Raw genomic sequence first — 18,450 nt, 5'->3', positions numbered from 1 at the left:
CGATGAAAGCCAACGCTTCGATCTACAACCAGCGCCTGTTGCGCGGTCAGGCGCCGTCGTATGAACGCCTGCAGGCGCGCTTTGCCGAAGACGGCAGCACGCCGGACACAGAACCCTTGGCCCTGCATTGCGGCTGGGGGCGACTGCTGATCGGTCACACGTACCCCGATCCTGCGGCGCTGGCCCATGAGTTGCTGAACGAGAAGCCTGGCGAGCGCGACATCGCGCTGTATGTGGCGGCGCCGCAACAAGTGTTGGCGCAGTCACCACAGCAGTTGTTTCTCGACCCGTCGGACACCTTGCGGTTGTGGTTCAGTGATTACCGCCCATCGCAGCGCGTGTTTCGCGGGTTTCGCATCCGCCGTGCACAGAGTCAGGATGACTGGACGGCGATCAATAACCTGTACATTGCCCGAGGCATGTTGCCCATCGACCCGACCCTGTTGACCCCGCGTCATCAGGGCGGTCCGGTGTACTGGATCGCCGAAGACGAGACCACGAATGCGGTGATCGGCAGCGTCATGGGCCTGAACCATCAGAAAGCCTTCAATGATCCGGAGAATGGCAGCAGCCTGTGGTGCCTGGCGGTTGATCCGCAATGCACACGGCCGGGTGTTGGCGAAGTGCTGGTTCGGCATTTGATCGAGCATTTCCAGAGTCGCGGCCTCGCCTATCTGGACCTGTCGGTGCTGCATGACAACCAGCAGGCAAAAAACCTGTACGGCAAGCTCGGTTTTCGCAACCTGCCGACCTTCGCGATCAAGCGCAAGAACGGCATCAACGAGAAGCTGTTTCTCGGCCCCGGTCCGCAGGCGGATTTCAATCCGTACGCGCGGATCATCGTCGAAGAGGCGCACCGTCGCGGCATTGACGTGCAAGTGGATGACGCAGAGGCAGGTCTGTTTACACTGATTCATGGCGGACGCCGCATTCGCTGCCGTGAGTCGTTGAGCGACCTGACCACCGCGGTCAGCATGACCCTGTGCCAGGACAAACGCCTGACGAACGAGGTCTTGAAAGCGGCGGGTCTGGAATTGCCTGTGCAACAACTGGCAGGCAATGCCGATGACAACCTGGCGTTTCTCGACGAACATCAACGGGTGGTGGTCAAGCCGGTCGATGGCGAGCAAGGCCAGGGCGTTGCCGTCGATCTGCGGACCATCGATGACGTCCAGGCCGCCGTCGAGCGCGCCCGTCAGTTCGACAGCCGCGTGCTGCTGGAAAGCTTTCATGAAGGGCTGGACCTTCGCATCGTCGTCATCGGTTTCGATGTCGTGGCGGCAGCGATCCGGCGGCCGGCTGAAGTCATGGGCGACGGTCGTCACACCATCGCTCAGTTGATCGAAGCGCAAAGCCGTCGGCGCGCGGCGGCTACGGGCGGCGAAAGCAAGATTCCGGTGGACGAAGAAACCCGTCGTACCGTTGAGGATGCAGGCTTTACCTTCGACAGCGTGCTGCCTGCCGATCAGCGTCTGGCGGTACGCCGCACCGCCAATCTGCACACCGGCGGATGCCTGGAAGACGTGACGGCGATTCTTCATCCGGTACTGAAAGACGCGGCCATCCGCGCCGCCCGCGCCCTGGATATTCCGGTGGTGGGTCTGGACCTGATGGTTCCGGCCGCCGACCAGCCGGAATACGTGTTCATCGAAGCCAACGAACGCTGTGGCCTCGCCAACCACGAGCCACAGCCAACCGCCGAGCGCTTCGTCGACCTTTTGTTCCCCCACAGCCTGCCTGTGCACGGCTGAAAATCGGCGCGCTTCCCTGCTTTTGTAGGAGCGCGCTTGCCCGCGATTGCGTAGCGCCAGTCAGCATCTTCGTCGCTGACACACCGATATCGCGGGCAAGCGCGCTCCTACAAGGGATCCGCTCATACATTCAGGAGCCTCTCCATGACCACTGCACAAAAAATCCTCGAACCGGATCTGAATTACCTGCAGAAAGTCCTGCTGGAAATGCTCGCGATTCCAAGTCCCACGGGCTTTACCGATACCATCGTGCGCTATGTCGCCGAACGTCTGGAAGAGCTGGGCATTCCTTTTGAATTAACCCGGCGCGGGACCATTCGCGCCACCTTGAAAGGCAAGCAGAACAGCCCCGACCGGGCGGTTTCCGCTCACCTGGACACCATCGGCGCCAGCGTGCGTGAAGTGAAGGACAACGGCAGGTTGGGCCTGTCGGCGGTCGGTTGCTGGTCCAGCCGTTTTGCCGAAGGCAGCCGCGTCAGTGTGTTCACCGATACGGGCGTGATTCGCGGCAGCGTGCTGCCGTTGATGGCATCAGGGCATGCGTTCAACACCGCCGTCGATACGATGCCCATCAGTTGGGATCACATCGAACTGCGCCTGGACGCCTACTGCGCCACCCGCGCCGACTGTGAGTCGCTGGGCATCAACATCGGCGATTTCGTCGCTTTCGATCCGCTTCCCGAGTTCACTGAAAGTGGCCATATCAGCGCGCGGCATCTGGACGACAAGGCGGGCGTTGCGGCCCTGCTCGCCGCGCTCAAGGCCATTGTCGACAGCGGCGCCGAGCCTTTGATCGACTGCCACCCGCTGTTCACCATCACCGAGGAAACCGGCAGCGGCGCAGCGGGCAGCCTGCCGTGGGACGTCAGTGAGTTCGTCGGCATCGACATCGCCCCGGTCGCTCCGGGCCAACACTCCAGCGAACACGCGGTGAGCGTGGCGATGCAGGACTCCGGCGGTCCTTACGACTATCACCTGTCCCGGCATTTGTTGCGTCTGGGCCAGGAAAAGGAACTCTCGGTGCGTCGTGACCTGTTCCGTTACTACTACAGCGATGCGCACTCGGCGATCACTGCAGGCTATGACACGCGCACCGCGTTGCTGGCCTTCGGCTGTGATGCGACCCACGGCTACGAGCGCACGCACATCGACAGCCTGAGTACGCTCAGCCGCCTGCTCTCGGCGTACATCATGAGCCCGCCGGTGTTCGCCAGCGATGCGCATCCCTCGAACGCGTCGCTGGAGAATTTCAGCCACCAGCTGGAGCATGACGCGCAGATGGAAACCGACACCCGGGTGCCGTCTGTGGATACGTTGGTGGGGCAGCGTTAAGCATTTATCCGCCCCTCACTGATCATTCCTGCACCCTGGGTGGGAATGATCAAAGAAATCCTGTGGGAGCGAATTCATTCGCGATGCAAAGTTGCAGGCAATAGGGATGTTGAGCCTCTACCACCGTCTCGCGAATGAATTCGCTCCCACAGTTAAAGTGCCGACATCAGCAGCAGCGTAGGAAAAATTAACCACCGCTGTAGCCTCCCAACCTGGACCGCGCTAGCATCCCGCCACCTGCCCTTTCGCCCTGACCGAGAACCCCATGCTGATCCCCTACGACCAACTCGAAGCCGACACCCTGACGCGTTTGATCGAGGATTTCGTGACGCGGGATGGGACCGACAATGGCGACGAAACCCCGTTGGAAACCCGCGTGCTGCGGGTCCGGCATGCGCTGAGTAAAGGTCAGGCGGTGATTTTCTTTGATCTGGACAGTCAGCAATGTCAGCTGATGCTCAAGCATGACGTGCCCAAAGAATACTTCGACGAATGACAAAGGTTGCCGCAAGGCAAAGGATTGATCGGTGCGACGTCGGGTCTAGGTGCCCGATGAGTGCGCCGCCATCTGCTGCAGACGCGCAGCGATGCGCTTGTAGACTTCCGCACGGTGGATCTTCACGTGTTGCGGGGCGTCGATGCCCAGCCGTACCTGATTGCCGGTGATGCCCAGAATCTGCACGGTAATGTCATCGCCGATGGAGAAGGTTTCTCCGATTTCTCGCGTCAATACCAGCATTTTTCCTACTCCCTTGGTTGTAACCGAGAGAGAAGGTTGCCGCGCGGGCCAGAGCGCTACAATGCACCTGGAGAAAATCAGTCTTGCCCTTCAAGCTTGAACGGCGATTGCTGACAGACACGTCCTACGCCTCTTCCTAACCCGCAACGCCGATCGGAAAAAATCCCGGTACAACGTCGTCTTTTTCATGGACCTGTCAGGTCGCCGCCCAGCGCGGTCCCAGCAAGATAATGGTCGCACCGATGACGCAGAACGCCACGCCGATCCAGTCAGACGTCAACGGCCGCACGCGCTCGATAATGCTCAACCAGGCAACGGAAGTGATGATGTAGATCCCGCCATACGCGGCATACGCACGTCCCGCATACGCCGCCTCGACACGCGTCAACAACAGCGCGAACAGCGTCAGACTGACCACCGCTGGAATCACCCAGAGCGCGCTCTTGCCCTGGCGTAACCACATCCAGAAACCATAACAACCGGCGATCTCGAACACCGCAGCCAGGAAGAACCAAAAGTAATTGAGCACGGCGAAAACTCTTCAAAGGTGGCCGGAAAGATACGGCGCACCCTATCAGAAAAAGCCTCGGCTCACTCCTTCCCGGACTTCGCCTTGGCGCGCATCTTGTCCGCCATGTTGGCCATTTCGTCGTACAGCACCTGTGGGTTTTTCTGCTTGAGTTGCCAGGCCATGCGCCCTTGCTCGTGGGGCAGGATCATGAACTCGCCTTTGCCGACCTGATCGAAAATGTACTCGGCGATGTCGCTCGCCGTAATGGGCGAGCTCTCCAGCAGCTTGCCGACCTGGGCTTTCATCGCTGGCGTCGGGCCCCGGAACGAGTCCAACAGGTTGGTCTGGAAGAATGACGGGCACACCACGTGGACCCCGATCTCTTGCTGACGCAATTCAATCAGCAAGCTTTCCGACAACGCCACCACACCGGCCTTGGCGACGTTGTAATTGCTCATCGCCGGGCCTTGCATCAACGCCGCCATCGAAGCGATGTTGATGATCTTGCCCTTGCTCTGCTCCAGCAACGGCAGAAACGCTTTGCAGCCCTTGACCACACCCATGAGGTTGATCGCGATCTGCCAATCCCAGTCTTCCAGCGACAACTCGCCAAAGAAACCGCCGGACGCGACGCCTGCGTTGTTAACGATGATGTCGATGCCGCCGAACTTCTGCTCGCAGGCTTGAGCGAAGGCCGTCAACTGGCTGTAGTCCCGCACATCACAACGTTGAACGAAACCGTCTGCACCCGCTTCACGCACCCGTTTCAGGGTTTCCTGAAGGCCGGCATCGCTCACGTCCGACAGCGCCAGGCGCCAGCCTTCACGCGCCCAGCGCAGTGCGATTTCACGCCCCAGACCGGAACCGGCGCCAGTGATCATGATGCGATTTTGCATAGCAGTTGCCTTGTCGATTGCGAAGAAGTGAGCTGAGTGTAAACAGACAAATTGTCCGACAACGCCTTCATTAGCTCGCTGAATATGCGAGGCAAACCGGCGCCTCAGGCCACGCGGCGTCGGCGGCGCCAACGCTGGATGACGATCAGATACACCGTCAGATTGACCACGGCCACCAACGTCCCGAGCGCGATCTGGATCTGCGGTGTGAGGCCGGCCGGATAAATCAGCGGTATCAGATAGTGACCGATGAAATCCCCTTGATAACCCGCGATGCCCGCTTTGAGCCTCAGGCTGTTTTCAAGCGGCGTCAATGGGCAGTACAGGTGCAAAAACTCCACGGCCATTCCCCAAGCCACCGCCGGTAAATGAATCAGGATCCATCCACGCCAACGCAATGCCAGAAGTGCGCCCGACATGACGAAGACGATAAATAAAAGATGGAAGACAACCACCACGTCCGCCATGAGCGAATAAAACATAGCTTGCTTCCTATTTGTCCTGCCAAGGCAACTTTCGCGACCGATGGCGTGCGTGTAAGTTCCACACTCATTACGTGTTAACTGCACATGAATCGCGACTAAACCAAGATACATTCCCGCGCCAGATTTTTATATAAGCCATTGTTTTATATGCACTTTTAAAAAATGTTATTTTTTATTTCTCTGGATTCGAACCTTTTGATTATGCCCATAGTCGGATTAATCAAGCGGTACAACTTTTTGCCAAGTTGGCCAGCAGCTTGAACGGCATAGCCACTTTCCAGGTACACAAGAAGGAACTCGTCATGGGCATCGGCACAATTCTTATCATCATCCTGATTCTCCTGTTGGTCGGCGGTTTGCCAGTGTTCCCGCACTCCAGAAGTTGGGGTTATGGGCCATCGGGCATCATCGGTACGATTCTGGTGATTCTATTGATTTTGGTGTTGCTCGGCAGGATATAACCCCCTGGCAGCATCTGGAAAACCCCGCGCTTGTCGCGGGGTTTTTTATGGGTCGGGTTTTGGTGGTTTGGGTGGCTTTTGGTTTGGGTATTTGATCGTCCCCACGCTCTGCGTGGGAATGCCTGCCGGGACGCTCCGCGTCCACGCTGACGCAGAGCGTCAGTCGCTGCGTTACCACGCGGAGCGTGGGAACGATCATCACATCCAGGAGCGCGGGCACGAACAAACCCTCAACCCAAACCCCAAAAACAAAAACGCCCCGAACCAGTCGGGGCGTTTAAGCACTACACCACTACCTCAAATCAATGCGACACCGCACCGCTCGCCCCAAGCCCAGTCTGCGAACGCACAAACTGCGGGAAGAACAACGCACGCTCACCTTCCGCCGCCTTCGACTTGTCCGTCACCGAGAAGAACCAGATGCCGACAAACGCAATGGCGATCGAGAACAGCGCCGGGTACTCATACGGGAAGATCGCCTTCTCGTGATGCAGGATCTGCACCCAGATGGTCGGGCCAAGAATCATCAGCACCACCGCGCTGATCAGCCCCATCCAGCCGCCGATCATCGCGCCACGGGTGGTCAGGTTCTTCCAGTACATCGAAAGCAACAGCACTGGGAAGTTACAGCTCGCCGCGATGGAGAACGCCAGGCCCACCATGAACGCGATGTTCTGGCTTTCGAACGCAATCCCCAGACCGATCGCCACAACCGCCAGGGCGATGGTGGTGATCTTCGACACGCGGATTTCGTCCTTCTCGTTGGCCTTGCCGCCTTTGATCACGCTGGCATACAGGTCATGCGACACCGCCGAAGCACCGGCCAAGGTCAAACCGGCAACCACCGCCAGAATCGTTGCGAACGCCACCGCAGAGATGAAGCCGAGGAACAGACTGCCACCCACTGCATCGGCCAGGTGGACAGCGGCCATGTTGTTACCGCCCAACAGTGCGCCCGCTGCATCTTTGAACGCAGGGTTTGTGCTGACCAGCAGGATCGCGCCGAAGCCGATGATGAAGGTCAGGATGTAGAAGTAGCCGATGAAACCAGTCGCATACAGAACCGATTTACGGGCTTCCTTCGCATCGCTCACGGTGAAGAAGCGCATGAGGATGTGCGGCAGGCCAGCGGTACCGAACATCAGCGCCAGACCCAACGAGAATGCCGAAATCGGGTCTTTGACCAGACCGCCCGGGCTCATGATCGCCTCACCTTTAGGGTGAACTTTCACGGCTTCGGAGAACAGCATGTTGAAGTCGAAGTTGACGTGCTTCATGACCATCAGCGCCATGAACGACGCACCGGACAACAGCATCACGGCCTTGATGATCTGTACCCAGGTTGTGGCCAGCATGCCGCCGAACAGCACATACAGGCACATCAGGATACCGACGAGCACGACGGCGACCGCGTAATCCAGACCGAACAGCAGTTGGATCAGCTTGCCTGCGCCGACCATCTGCGCAATCAGGTAGAACGCCACCACCACCAGCGAACCGCAGGCAGACAGGGTACGGATTTCCTTCTGCTTCAGGCGGTAGGACGCCACGTCAGCGAAGGTGTATTTGCCCAGGTTACGCAGGCGTTCGGCGATCAGGAACAGAATGATCGGCCAGCCCACCAGGAAGCCGATCGAGTAGATCAGGCCATCGTAGCCGGAGGTGTAAACCAGCGCGGAAATACCCAGGAAGGACGCCGCCGACATGTAGTCGCCCGCAATCGCCAAGCCGTTCTGGAAGCCTGTGATCTTGCCACCCGCCGAGTAGTAATCCGCTGCTGTCTTGTTCTTCTTCGAAGCCCAGTACGTGATGCACAACGTGAACGCCACGAAGACCACGAACATGATGATCGCCGAAATATTCAGCGGCTGTTTCTGTACGGCACCCGTCAATGCATCGGCCGCCCATAGGGTCGGTGCGAATGCAGACAGGCCAAGGGTCGCAACCAGAGGGCGGATCATTGCTGTGCCTCCTTCAGGATCGCGTTGTTCAGGTCATCGAATTCACCGTTGGCACGGCGAACATAGATGGCTGTCAGCACGAATGCAGAGACAATCAGGCCGACGCCGATTGGCATTCCCCAAGTGATAGATGATGTGGCGCTGAGTTTGGCGCCCAGAATCTGAGGCCCGTACGCAATCAAAAGGATGAATGCGGCATAGAGCCCAAGCATGATCGCCGAGAGAATCCAGGCGAATCGTTCCCTTTTCGAGACCAGCTCCTTGAAACGGGCGCTGTTCTGAATCGAGAGGTAAATGCTGTCGTTCATTGTTTTTGTCCTCGCAGCACAGATGGATGTCACGTATTCCACTTTAGTCCGCTCTGAGGCGCACTCCAGACGACCTTAGTATTAGAACGACATTAGTTGATGTGCGCGGACCTGCACTTTCTGAAGAAGCAGAAAAAGAAGAGGCATGTTTGGCGTAAGTGCCGTATCAGGCACCCTGATCTCACAGGGAAGGAGGGTCGGTAAAAATAAAAAACCGCCTGGCGATCACTCACCAAGCGGTTTCCTGAAGATTAAATCTTTATGACAGCTTACTTACCGGTCCACTCTTTGACGCGATCAGGGTGCTTGGCGACCCAGTCCTTGGCAGCGGCTTCAGGTTTGGCGCCGTCCTGGATCGCGAGCATGACTTCACCGATCTCGTCTTTGTCTTTCCATTGGAATTTTTTCAGGAAGTCAGCCACGTCCGGGGCTTTCTTGGCGAGGTCCAGGCTACCAATGTTGTCCACGGTTTCTGCTGCACCGTAAACGCCTTTTGGATCTTCCAGGAACTTCAGTTTCCACTTGGCAAACATCCAGTGCGGCACCCAACCGGTCACGGCGATGGATTCCTTCTTGTTTTCAGCGCGGGTCAGCTCGGCAATCATGCCGGCGCCGGAACTCGCTTGAAGCTTGTAGCCATCAAGACCGTAGTCCTTGATCGCCTGGTCGGTCTTGATCATCACACCTGAACCAGCGTCGATGCCGACAATTTTCTTCTTGAAGGACTCGTCGGTTTTCAGGTCCGCCACCGAGTTGGCTTTCACGTACTCCGGCACGATCAGGCCGATTTTGGCGTCCTTGAAGTTAGGACCGTAGTCGGTGACCTTGTCCTTGTTCTTGGCCCAGTATTCACCGTGGGTCACGGGCAGCCAGGCGGACAGGATCATGTCCAGCTTGCCGGTCGCAACGCCCTGCCACATGATCCCGGCCGCGACGGCTTGCAGTTTCACGGGGTAGCCCAGTTTTTGCTGTATCACTTCGGCGGCCACGTTGGTGGTGGCGACGCTGTCCGACCAGCCATCCACGTAACCGATGCTGAGCTCCGGTTTGTCGGCGGCAACGGCCAGCGTGGAACTGATGGCAAGGGCCAGAGCGGCGCCTGCACCCAGGATATTTCGAATCTTCATCGTTACTTCCCCGGTAGTCCTGAACCCGACGGCGTCGGGAATCGTTAACGTTCTTATAAGGCCGCGACCTGCGCCCACGTTTGGCGCGTCGCGCACCTTTCACGCCTCAACCACTTGCCTGCGCAGCCGCACTCGCTGCGTTGACGGTTCGATCATCGACCTGCACCGACCTCGTCCCTTTCCTCTGGGCGACACTCAGGCACTGGGAAACGACATCACCGGGCCATCAACGACAAACAGGTCGTAAAACGGGTGGCAGTCCGTCCGAAAATTGCATGGGTCTTTTAATAGCCTGTGTCGCGCTCACGAGTAGGAGCGTGGCTTGTCCCGCGATCGGCTGAGAATCAGTCGTAAACCAGACGACTTGGGTGTGCCAGCGATGACCCACCCTTCAGATTTGACTGCCGGTTCCCGGCAGATCGCAGGACAAGCCACGCTCCTACAGATGTTATGGCGTTGGCTTGATAGACTGCGGCTCTCTGTCCCCTCTCGGCCCGATCATGCCCGCCACCTCCCGCTCGCCTGTCGTTCTCTACCTGTTCTCCTGTCTGTTTGCTTTGATCGCCCTGTCCGGCTACTGGTATGGGCTCGGTAAACCAGTGGTTTTGCCGGACGCGGCGACCCCGACACACAAGCTGCAATGCGCGTCCTACACGCCGTTCGACAAGGACCAATCGCCGTTCGATCAGCCGTTCACGTTGCGCCCGGCGCGAATGGATGCCGACCTGGCCTTGCTGGCAACGCGCTTCGAGTGCATTCGGACTTACTCGATGACCGGCCTGGAAGCGATTCCTGAACTGGCGCGCAAACATGGATTGAAAGTCATGTTGGGCGCCTGGGTGAACGCCAACCCCGTGGACACGGCCAAGGAGGTCAACGCGCTGGTGGCGGCCGCAAACGCCTACCCGGATGTTGTCACCGCCGTGATCGTGGGTAACGAGGCGTTGTTACGTAAAGAAGTGACCGGCGCGCAGTTGGCGAAACTGATTCGTCAGGTCAAAGCTAAGGTCAAACAGCCGGTCACCTACGCCGACGTCTGGGAATACTGGCTGCAGTACCCGGAAGTCGCGCCCGCCGTGGACTTCCTGACCATTCATCTGCTGCCTTACTGGGAAGACGATCCGAAAGGAATCGATGACGCGCTGGCCCATGTGGCGCAGATCCGTCAGACCTTCGGCAGGCAGTTCGCCCCCAAGGATATTCTCATCGGCGAGACCGGATGGCCCAGCGAAGGTCGTCAGCGCGAGACCGCCTTGCCGAGTCGGGTCAATGAAGCGAAGTTCATTCGCAGTTTTGTCGCGATGGCCGAACAGAACGGCTGGCATTACAACCTGATCGAGGCCTTCGACCAGCCCTGGAAACGCGAGGCTGAAGGCGCGGTCGGTGGTTACTGGGGTCTGTTCGACGCCGATCGCCAGGAGAAAGGCGTATTGGCAGGCCCGGTGTCCAACCTGTCCTGGTGGCCGTTCTGGCTGTTGGTGAGTGGCGTCATCAGCCTGGCGACCCTGGCACTGGCCGGACGGGTAACGCACGCGCGCAGTGCCGTGATTCTGCCGCTGCTCGCGGTGTTCGGCGCAGGCTGCATCGGCACATGGGGCGAGCTGGCGCGTGTGACCAGCCGGTCCGCAGGTGAGTACCTGTGGGCGGTAACGCTGGTGGTGCTCAATCTGCTGGTGCTCGCCCATGCGGCATTAACGCTGAGCGCACGGTCCGGATGGCGCGGTCGCGCGTTCATCTGGTTCGAATCCCGCGCTGCGTGGTGGCTAGGCGCCGCAGGGTTCGCCGCGTCGGTCATGATGCTGGGAATGGTGTTCGATCCGCGTTATCGCAGCTTCGCCACCTCAACCTTATGGCTGCCCGCGCTCTTCTATTTAGTCAGACCCGTGAGGGCACCGCGCCGGGAAATCGGCTTGCTCGCCTTTATTGTGGGTGCGGGTATCGTCCCACAGTTGTTCCGCGAAGGATTGAGCAATCCTCAGGCATGGGCGTGGGCGGTGGTCAGCGTGCTGATGACGTTGGCGCTGTGGCGCAGCCTGAAAGTGAGGGCGGCGTCACGGGACGTCCAGCCTTCGTCGTTGCCGGAACTCGAGCGCGCATCCGGGTGACGGCACACGAAACACATTGTGTTACCGATGGCGGGATTCCAAAACAGAATACGGGTAACACGGAAACAGAATGGGCCAGCAACGCCGGTCTTGAAAACTCAGAAATTTCACAACTCATTGATTTTAAACGCATTTAAAAAGTTGGCACGGCACCTGCTATATCTCCTGCATAACAAGAACAAAATGTGAAAACCCAATAAAAATAAGATGAATCGGCTCTGACATAACAAGAACAACGGTACAGAGACGCAGCCAACAGATTTTTTTGGAGTAGATGTGCTTTTAGCGAGGTCTTGGCCTCGCAGCCCGACAGAGAACAATAAAACTACCTTCAGGTAGCGTCCGGAACGGGTTGGATCTTCGCCACAAGCGAATTGGATCAAAGCAGATCAGCGCTCAAAAAAATACGTTTGCTCTTGTATCCCGGATGGGGATCACTGAAGAACGCTGTGAAGGGACTGGTTGCCAAAAACAACAATAGACCGCCCTAAAACAATAAAAAAAGAGCACGTGCAACGATTTAAAGGGGAGCCTCGGCTCCCCTTTATGCTGTCTGGCGTTTGGGTTTTTCAGGGTCGAACGTTCGTCGCCCGCACCAGCCGCAACCCGGCAATCACCACGGCGAACACCGCAAGGCTCGCCGAATACAACACGAGCGCCAGCATCCCCAGCAACAAACCGAGCAGCGCCAGTGCTCGACCCGCCCGATGCGGCACAAAGAACGCGATCACCGAGGCGATCAGCGCGCCCCAGCCAAATACTCCGAAATGGATCATCAGGCCCAGATTCGAGCGCACCTGACATTGCCACTTCTCGGCGCCCTCAGAACACAGTCCGACCCATTGCACGTCTTCCATTAGGCCGTAACGCACGCCATAAACGGCGGCGAGCCACAGGGCCAATACAGCGAACAGAACAACCAGCGGCAGACGACGCGACACGGAACACCCCAGCTCAGGAAAACGATGCCCAGCATAGCTGCAGCCGTGTACAGACAGAAACCACATCACATTAAAAGCACAACCACACACGCCAGAAGTGCCAGAACGTGTATTGTCGCCTAGGGTCTGTACCGGCTTGCTTGCCAGCACGGCACTTTGGCACTACACCCGTGTCATAGCCTGCGTATCTCAACAGCACTTCTTTCCCAAGGGATTTAGTCATGCTTCGTTTTCTGCGCCTCGCCGCCCTCTCTGGCGGCTTGTTCTTGAGTGCGTCCGTGATGGCGGTCGACATCGACCCGTCCAGCTATGGCTTCCCTCTCACCAACCCGTTTGAAGCGACCATCGCCACCACGCCGCCTGACTTGCGTGCCAAGGTGCCGGATGACGCCGACATCGATCAGGACGACTACAGCCTGACGCTGCGCCCTGACCGTGAGTTCACGCTGCCCGACAACTTCTGGGCCGTGAAGAAACTGCGGTACCGCCTGGCGAAACAGGATAAACCCGCGCCGCTGATCTTTCTCATCGCCGGCACCGGCGCGCCCTACAACAGCACCCTCAACGAATACCTCAAGCGGCTGTATTACGGAGCGGGCTACAACGTCGTGCAGCTTTCGTCGCCTACCAGCTACGATTTCATGAGCGCGGCCTCACGTTTCGCCACACCCGGCGTCACGTCCGAAGACGCCGAAGACCTGTACCGCGTGATGCAGGCCGTGCGTGCCCAGCAGAGCAAGCTGCAAGTCACCGAGTATTACCTCAGCGGCTACAGCCTCGGCGCTCTGGACGCAGCCTTTGTCAGCAAGCTCGACGAAACCCGTCGCAGCTTCAACTTCAAGAAAGTGCTGCTGATCAACCCGCCGGTGAACCTCTACACCTCGATCACCAATCTGGACAAAATGGTCCAGACCGACGTGAAGGGCATCACCAACAGCACCACCTTCTATGAGCTGGTACTGCAGAAACTGACCCGTTACTTCCGCGAAAAAGGCTACATCGACCTCAACGACGCCTTGCTCTACGACTTCCAGCAGTCCAAACAGCACCTGTCCAACGAACAGATGGCAATGCTGATCGGCACTTCGTTCCGCTTCTCGGCCGCCGACATCGCTTTCACGTCGGACCTGATCAACCGTCGCGGCCTGATTACACCGCCCAAGACGCCGATCAGCGAAGGCACCAGCCTGACACCGTTCCTCAAGCGCGCACTGCAATGCGACTTCGACTGCTACGTGACCGAACAGGTGATCCCGATGTGGCGCGCCCGCACCGATGGCGGCAGCCTGCTGCAACTGGTCGATCAGGTCAGCCTGTATGCATTGAAGGACTACCTCAGCACCAGCAAGAAAATTGCCGTGATGCACAACGCCGATGACGTGATCCTCGGCCCGGGCGACCTCGGATTCCTGCGCAAGACCTTTGGCGATCGCCTGACCGTTTACCCCTATGGCGGTCATTGCGGCAACATGAACTATCGCGTCAACAGCGACGCCATGCTGGAGTTTTTCCGTGGCTAAACGTCTATTGCTTATTGCCGCCCTGCTCTGTGCAGGCGCCGTTCACGCGGCCGATGCGCCGATCGTCTCCAAAGCCGCGCCCGTGCAGCGCCAGGACAACGACGACGGCTTCACCGAGCCGTTGAAGTCGCTGAAATTCAACCCCGGCCTGGATGCGCAGGAGTTTGAGCGTTCCTCGCTCAACGCCCTCAACGTCTATGACCCGCTGGAATCGTGGAACCGCCGGGTCTACCACTTCAACTACCGGTTTGATGAATGGGTCTTTCTGCCCGTGGTCAATGGCTACAAATACGTCACGCCCAGCTTCGTCCGCACCGGCGTCAGCAACTTCTTCAGCAACCTGGGCGACGTCCCCAACCTGCTGAACAGCCTGCTGCAGTTCAAGGGCAAGCGCTCGATGGAAACCACCGGCCGCCTGATCATCAATACCACGATCGGCATCGCGGGCCTGTGGGACCCGGCGACCATGATGGGCTTGCCCAAGCAGAGTGAAGACTTCGGTCAGACCTTGGGCTTCTACGGCGTGCCTGCCGGTCCGTACTTCGTCCTGCCGATCCTCGGCCCGTCGAACTTCCGTGACACCGGCGGTCTGGTGTTCGACTTCACCGCCGAATCGCAGATCAACTTCCTGAACGTTGCACAGGTCAGCCAGGACCATCCTGAGCTCTACCTGCTGCGCGCGATCGACCGGCGCTACACCACCAGCTTCCGTTATGGACAGATGGATTCGCCGTTCGAGTACGAGAAGGTGCGGTACGTGTACACCGAGGCGCGCAAGTTGCAGATTTCGGAGTAAACCCAATCCCCTTTTAGGAGCGCGCTTGCCCGCGATTGCAATCTTTCCGGCACACCGATGCCGTCTGACAGAACGCCTTCGCGGGCAAGCGCGCTCCTACAATGCGGCGGCAAAACCATCTACAAAGTCGATCAATCCCTCGCAAAATCGTCAACCATCTATCGCCTCAACAGGCATACCATAGGCGCCATTCCCACCTGTTCCGGAGTGAGCCTCATGACTCAATTACGCAAAGTGCTGTCGATCCAGGCCGGTCAACCGACCTCGGACGGCGCGGGCGTCAAGCTGACACGCGTTTTCGGCGGTCCCGGTGTCGAGTTGTTCGACCCGTTTCTGATGCTCGACGAGTTCGGTTCTGACAAAGCGGACGACTACATCGCAGGTTTTCCGCCCCATCCACACCGTGGTTTCGAGACCGTGACCTACATGCTCGAAGGTCGTATGCGCCACGAAGACCACATGGGCAACGTCGGCTTGCTGCAAGGCGGCGGCGTGCAATGGATGACTGCGGCGCGCGGCGTGATCCACAGCGAAATGCCGGAGCAGGAAGAAGGCGTGATGCGCGGCTTCCAGCTGTGGCTCAACCTGCCAGGCAAATCGAAGATGGGCGATGCCGGTTACGACGACATCCAGCCGGAACGCATCCCACGCATCACCACGCAGAACGGCGTCGACGTGGTCGTCATCGCCGGGCAGTTCGACGACGGTCAGACACATCAGGCCGGCGCGGTGCAGCGTCCGGACACCGAGCCGCAGTATTTCGACTTCCATATGCCGGCTGGCGCGACCATCGCCCCCAAGGTCCCGGAAGGTCATCGTGTGCTGCTGTATGTGTACGAAGGTGAGGTGGCAATCGCCGGTCAACCGCAGAAACTCGGCAAGAGCCGTCTGGCTCGACTGTCTGAAAACGGTGAGCTGCAACTGACCGCATCGGCCGACAGCAAGGTGCTGCTGATTGCCGGTAAACCGCTGGGCGAGCCCATCGTGCAGTACGGCCCGTTCGTGATGAACAGCCGCGAAGAGATCGAGCAGGCGCTGCGCGATTTTCGGGATGACAAGCTGACGGCGTGAGCGGCCAACGGATTACGCAATATCGCTGGCCTCAAATACCCTGTGGGACTGAGCTGGCTCACGAAGAGGCCTGTACATCCGACACACCTGTGGCGTTTGACAGTCGACATTCGTGAGCAAGCTCACTCCCACAGGTTTCCAGACGCGTGTTTAATCCAGCCGCAAAAACCTCATCAACTGTTCTTTCTGGGCCATCGCATCGCGGCGGCCCAGTTCGATGAGCTCGCTGCAGTACCCCGATTCGAACAGCAGATAACTCAGCACCCCTGCCCCGCTGGTCTTGGTCGCGCCCGGGCCGCGCAGAAACGTGCGCAACGCGGGCGGCAGTTCCCGGCGATGGCGTGCAGCGATCTCATCGATGGGTTGGCTGGGAGAGATCACCAACACCTCGACCGGCGCCAGCGACTGCGCGGGCGTCGGTTGTTCCGAGACCTGAGGCGAAGGTTGATGAGGAATCTGGGGAGGCAGCATGCGACTCAGCAGGTTCAGCCGTTCCAGCAATTCGATGTCACTCTCGAGACTGTCGATGAACGTGCTGTTGAGCATGTGCCCGCCAATCTGGGCCAGGCTCGGCTGCACACCACTCACCGCACGCTGAATCGGCGTATTTGCGCCCAGCCCGCGCGGATTACCACTGACGCCCACCACCAGCACGCGATTGGCGCCCAGGTGCAGGGCCGGGCTGATAGGCGCCGACTGACGCACAGCACCATCGCCGAAGTATTCGTGTTCCAGCCTGACCGGCGCGAACAACAGAGGGATCGCCGAGCTGGCCAGCAAGTGATCGACCGACAGCCTGGTCGGCACGCCGATCCGCCGATGCCGCAACCAGGCGTCGATGGTGCCCTTGCCCTGGTAGAAGGTGACGGCCTGACCCGACTCGTACCCGAACGCAGTGACCGCCACCGCGTGCAGGTGCCTGGCCTCGATGGCCTCGTCGATCCCTTGAAGATCGAGCCTCTGAGTGAGCAATGCCTTCAGCGGCGAACTGTTGAGCAGGGCGACGGGCACTTGTTTGCGACCGATGCCCAGCAGGCTGCGACCGAAGAATCGTGCCGCCTGACGAATCACACCCGCCCAGTCGCTGCGCAACACTTGATGGCTGCGAAAGCTTTGCCAGAAGTCAGTCAGTTCATGGATCGCGGTACGAAACTGCGCCGCGCCGCTGGCGAGCTTCACCGCGTTGATCGCGCCAGCCGAGGTGCCGACGATGACGGGAAAGGGGTTCTTGGCGCCGACCGGCAGCAAGTCGGCGATGCCCGCCAGCACGCCGACCTGATAGGCCGCTCGGGCACCGCCGCCCGAAAGGATCAGACCGGTGACCGGCTCGGTGGCGTCTGGAACCTGCGAGCCCATAGAAGCGCTGCTGACTGGTTTTTGTTCTGTTGCGCTTGTCGTCATGAAGGCTCAGCCTTGGGGTTCAACCACGCTTTTTATACAGTTTCGGCTCGCCCGGTGGTCGGCTTTTGAAGCGCCGGTGCGCCCACAAATATTGCTCAGGGCATGCCGTGACTGCCCGCTCGACCCATTGATTGATGCGCAGGCAGTCGGCCTCATCGCTTTCGCCGGGGAAGTTCTCAAGCGGAGGGTGTATCACCAGTTTGTAGCCACTGCCGTCCGCCAGACGCTCCTGGGTGAACGGCACGACCTGCGCACGGCCAAGGGTGGCAAACTTGCTGGTGGCCGGGACGGTGGCGGCCGGGATGCCGAACAGCGGCACGAAGATGCTCTGCTTGGCGCCGTAATCCTGATCCGGCGCGTACCAGATGGCGCGGCCCTTGCGCAGCTGCTTGATCATCCCGCGCACGTCCTCGCGCTCGACGGCGATGGAATCCAGGTTGTGACGCTCACGGCCCCGGCGCTGAACATAATCGAACAACGCGTTTTTGTGCTCGCGGTACATGCCGTCGATGGTGTGTTGCTGGCCGAGCAGTGCTGCGCCGATTTCCAGGGTGGTGAAATGCAGCGCCATCAGAATCACGCCCTGCCCTTCAAGATGCGGCTGCTTTAGGTGCTGCAGCCCTTCAATATGGGCCAGCTTTGCCAGCCGTTGCGGGCTCCACCACCAGCTCATGGCCATTTCGAAAAAGGCGATGCCGGTGGAGGCGAAGTTTTCCTTGAGCAGGCGTTTGCGCTCGGCTTTGGAGTATTGAGGGAAGCACAGCTCCAGATTGCGCGCGGCAATGATCCGTCGGTCGGTGGCGAAGTAATACATGACGCCACCCAGTGCCCGGCCGATGGCCACCAGCATCCGAAACGGCAACTGCACGACCAGCCAGAGCAAACCCAGCCCCAGCCAGAGCGGCCAGTAGCGTGGATGAAGAAATTGAGCTCGAAAACGCGGGCGATCCATTACAGCTTCCGTCAAGGCAAAGGCGGGCATTCTACATCGTCTCGACGGGATCGGTGGCGGTTCGTCAGTTGCAGCTCCCTTGCGACTCGCGGG

17 protein-coding genes and 2 pseudogenes are annotated in these 18,450 nt (G+C 59.1%); 8 read left to right on the top strand and 11 right to left on the bottom strand.

Translation table 11 applies throughout. The annotated features are described in order from the left end of the window. Window positions 1–2: 2 nt before the first annotated feature. The 3 genes from ngg to ABDX87_RS20910 all read left to right on the top strand — a co-directional run bounded on the left by ngg (window position 3) and on the right by ABDX87_RS20910 (window position 3,579). Window positions 3–1,751: an N-acetylglutaminylglutamine synthetase gene (gene ngg, locus ABDX87_RS20920; RefSeq protein ID WP_346829586.1), complete on the top strand. Its 1,749-nt coding sequence runs from the start codon at window positions 3–5 to the stop codon at window positions 1,749–1,751. 144 nt (window positions 1,752–1,895) lie between these two features. Beyond that, a complete protein-coding gene (locus tag ABDX87_RS20915; protein ID WP_346829585.1) occupies window positions 1,896–3,083 on the top strand; it encodes an osmoprotectant NAGGN system M42 family peptidase in 1,188 nt (395 codons plus the stop codon). A gap of 265 nt (window positions 3,084–3,348) precedes the next feature. Then, window positions 3,349–3,579, top strand: a complete 231-nt coding sequence (locus ABDX87_RS20910; RefSeq protein WP_062390314.1) for a YheU family protein — start codon at window positions 3,349–3,351, stop codon at window positions 3,577–3,579. Between the two features lie 45 nt (window positions 3,580–3,624). On the opposite strand, the gene csrA is transcribed toward ABDX87_RS20910, so the two are convergent. The 4 genes from csrA to ABDX87_RS20890 form a co-directional block, all read right to left on the bottom strand. Further along, entirely contained in the window at window positions 3,625–3,822 is a 198-nt protein-coding gene (gene csrA, locus ABDX87_RS20905) for a carbon storage regulator CsrA (protein ID WP_346829584.1), read from the bottom strand. Between the two features lie 196 nt (window positions 3,823–4,018). Further along, window positions 4,019–4,351, bottom strand: a complete 333-nt coding sequence (locus ABDX87_RS20900) for a YnfA family protein (protein WP_346829583.1) — start codon at window positions 4,349–4,351, stop codon at window positions 4,019–4,021. Window positions 4,352–4,413: 62 nt separating this feature from the next. After that, the gene (locus tag ABDX87_RS20895; RefSeq protein WP_346829582.1) at window positions 4,414–5,229 is read right to left on the bottom strand and encodes an SDR family oxidoreductase; all 816 of its coding nucleotides are present in this window, start codon (window positions 5,227–5,229) and stop codon (window positions 4,414–4,416) included. Between the two features lie 104 nt (window positions 5,230–5,333). Further along, window positions 5,334–5,711 carry a DUF2784 domain-containing protein gene (locus ABDX87_RS20890; protein ID WP_346833578.1) on the bottom strand — a complete coding sequence of 126 codons (378 nt, stop codon included), beginning with the start codon at window positions 5,709–5,711 and terminating at the stop codon, window positions 5,334–5,336. Between the two features lie 305 nt (window positions 5,712–6,016). Here ABDX87_RS20890 and ABDX87_RS20885 point away from each other — a divergent pair, with 305 nt between their 5' ends. Then, a complete protein-coding gene (locus ABDX87_RS20885; RefSeq protein ID WP_020290439.1) occupies window positions 6,017–6,175 on the top strand; it encodes a DUF3309 family protein in 159 nt (52 codons plus the stop codon). Between the two features lie 302 nt (window positions 6,176–6,477). On the opposite strand, the gene ABDX87_RS20880 is transcribed toward ABDX87_RS20885, so the two are convergent. The 3 genes from ABDX87_RS20880 to ABDX87_RS20870 all read right to left on the bottom strand — a co-directional run bounded on the left by ABDX87_RS20880 (window position 6,478) and on the right by ABDX87_RS20870 (window position 9,571). Further along, entirely contained in the window at window positions 6,478–8,136 is a 1,659-nt protein-coding gene (locus tag ABDX87_RS20880) for a cation acetate symporter (RefSeq protein WP_346829581.1), read from the bottom strand. Next, window positions 8,133–8,444, bottom strand: a complete 312-nt coding sequence (locus tag ABDX87_RS20875) for a DUF485 domain-containing protein (protein ID WP_062390323.1) — start codon at window positions 8,442–8,444, stop codon at window positions 8,133–8,135. Before ABDX87_RS20875 ends, ABDX87_RS20880 begins: the two co-directional genes overlap by 4 nt. 269 nt (window positions 8,445–8,713) lie before the next feature. Continuing rightward, on the bottom strand, window positions 8,714–9,571 hold the full coding sequence (locus ABDX87_RS20870; RefSeq protein ID WP_346829580.1) for a glycine betaine ABC transporter substrate-binding protein: 858 nt from the start codon (window positions 9,569–9,571) through the stop codon (window positions 8,714–8,716). A 500-nt stretch (window positions 9,572–10,071) separates the two neighbouring features. Here ABDX87_RS20870 and ABDX87_RS20865 point away from each other — a divergent pair, with 500 nt between their 5' ends. Continuing rightward, on the top strand, window positions 10,072–11,676 hold the full coding sequence (locus ABDX87_RS20865; protein ID WP_346829579.1) for a glycosyl hydrolase family 17 protein: 1,605 nt from the start codon (window positions 10,072–10,074) through the stop codon (window positions 11,674–11,676). A gap of 569 nt (window positions 11,677–12,245) precedes the next feature. Here ABDX87_RS20865 and ABDX87_RS20860 read toward each other — a convergent pair. After that, window positions 12,246–12,617, bottom strand: a complete 372-nt coding sequence (locus tag ABDX87_RS20860) for a hypothetical protein (protein WP_346829578.1) — start codon at window positions 12,615–12,617, stop codon at window positions 12,246–12,248. A gap of 221 nt (window positions 12,618–12,838) precedes the next feature. Here ABDX87_RS20860 and ABDX87_RS20855 point away from each other — a divergent pair, with 221 nt between their 5' ends. The 3 genes from ABDX87_RS20855 to ABDX87_RS20845 all read left to right on the top strand — a co-directional run bounded on the left by ABDX87_RS20855 (window position 12,839) and on the right by ABDX87_RS20845 (window position 16,004). Continuing rightward, window positions 12,839–14,137: a serine/threonine protein kinase gene (locus tag ABDX87_RS20855; RefSeq protein WP_346829577.1), complete on the top strand. Its 1,299-nt coding sequence runs from the start codon at window positions 12,839–12,841 to the stop codon at window positions 14,135–14,137. After that, complete coding sequence (locus tag ABDX87_RS20850; RefSeq protein ID WP_346829576.1) at window positions 14,130–14,933, top strand: MlaA family lipoprotein; 804 nt, start codon at window positions 14,130–14,132, stop codon at window positions 14,931–14,933. Before ABDX87_RS20855 ends, ABDX87_RS20850 begins: the two co-directional genes overlap by 8 nt. 216 nt (window positions 14,934–15,149) lie before the next feature. Then, on the top strand, window positions 15,150–16,004 hold the full coding sequence (locus ABDX87_RS20845) for a pirin family protein (protein ID WP_346829575.1): 855 nt from the start codon (window positions 15,150–15,152) through the stop codon (window positions 16,002–16,004). A 150-nt stretch (window positions 16,005–16,154) separates the two neighbouring features. Here ABDX87_RS20845 and ABDX87_RS29285 read toward each other — a convergent pair. The 3 genes and pseudogenes from ABDX87_RS29285 to ABDX87_RS20835 all read right to left on the bottom strand — a co-directional run. Continuing rightward, window positions 16,155–16,403 (bottom strand): annotated as a pseudogene (locus ABDX87_RS29285) (patatin-like phospholipase family protein); the annotation flags it as partial. Window positions 16,404–16,465: 62 nt separating this feature from the next. Beyond that, window positions 16,466–17,360, bottom strand: a pseudogene (locus tag ABDX87_RS20840) (patatin-like phospholipase family protein); the annotation flags it as partial. Between the two features lie 64 nt (window positions 17,361–17,424). Continuing rightward, on the bottom strand, window positions 17,425–18,357 hold the full coding sequence (locus ABDX87_RS20835) for a lipid A biosynthesis lauroyl acyltransferase (RefSeq protein ID WP_346829573.1): 933 nt from the start codon (window positions 18,355–18,357) through the stop codon (window positions 17,425–17,427). Window positions 18,358–18,450 lie beyond the last annotated feature (93 nt).

Source organism: Pseudomonas abietaniphila (genome assembly GCF_039697315.1).
Classification (GTDB): domain Bacteria; phylum Pseudomonadota; class Gammaproteobacteria; order Pseudomonadales; family Pseudomonadaceae; genus Aquipseudomonas; species Aquipseudomonas abietaniphila_B.
The sequence above is the reverse complement of the archived record's forward strand: the minus strand, read 5'-3'. Positions and strand labels throughout refer to the sequence as shown.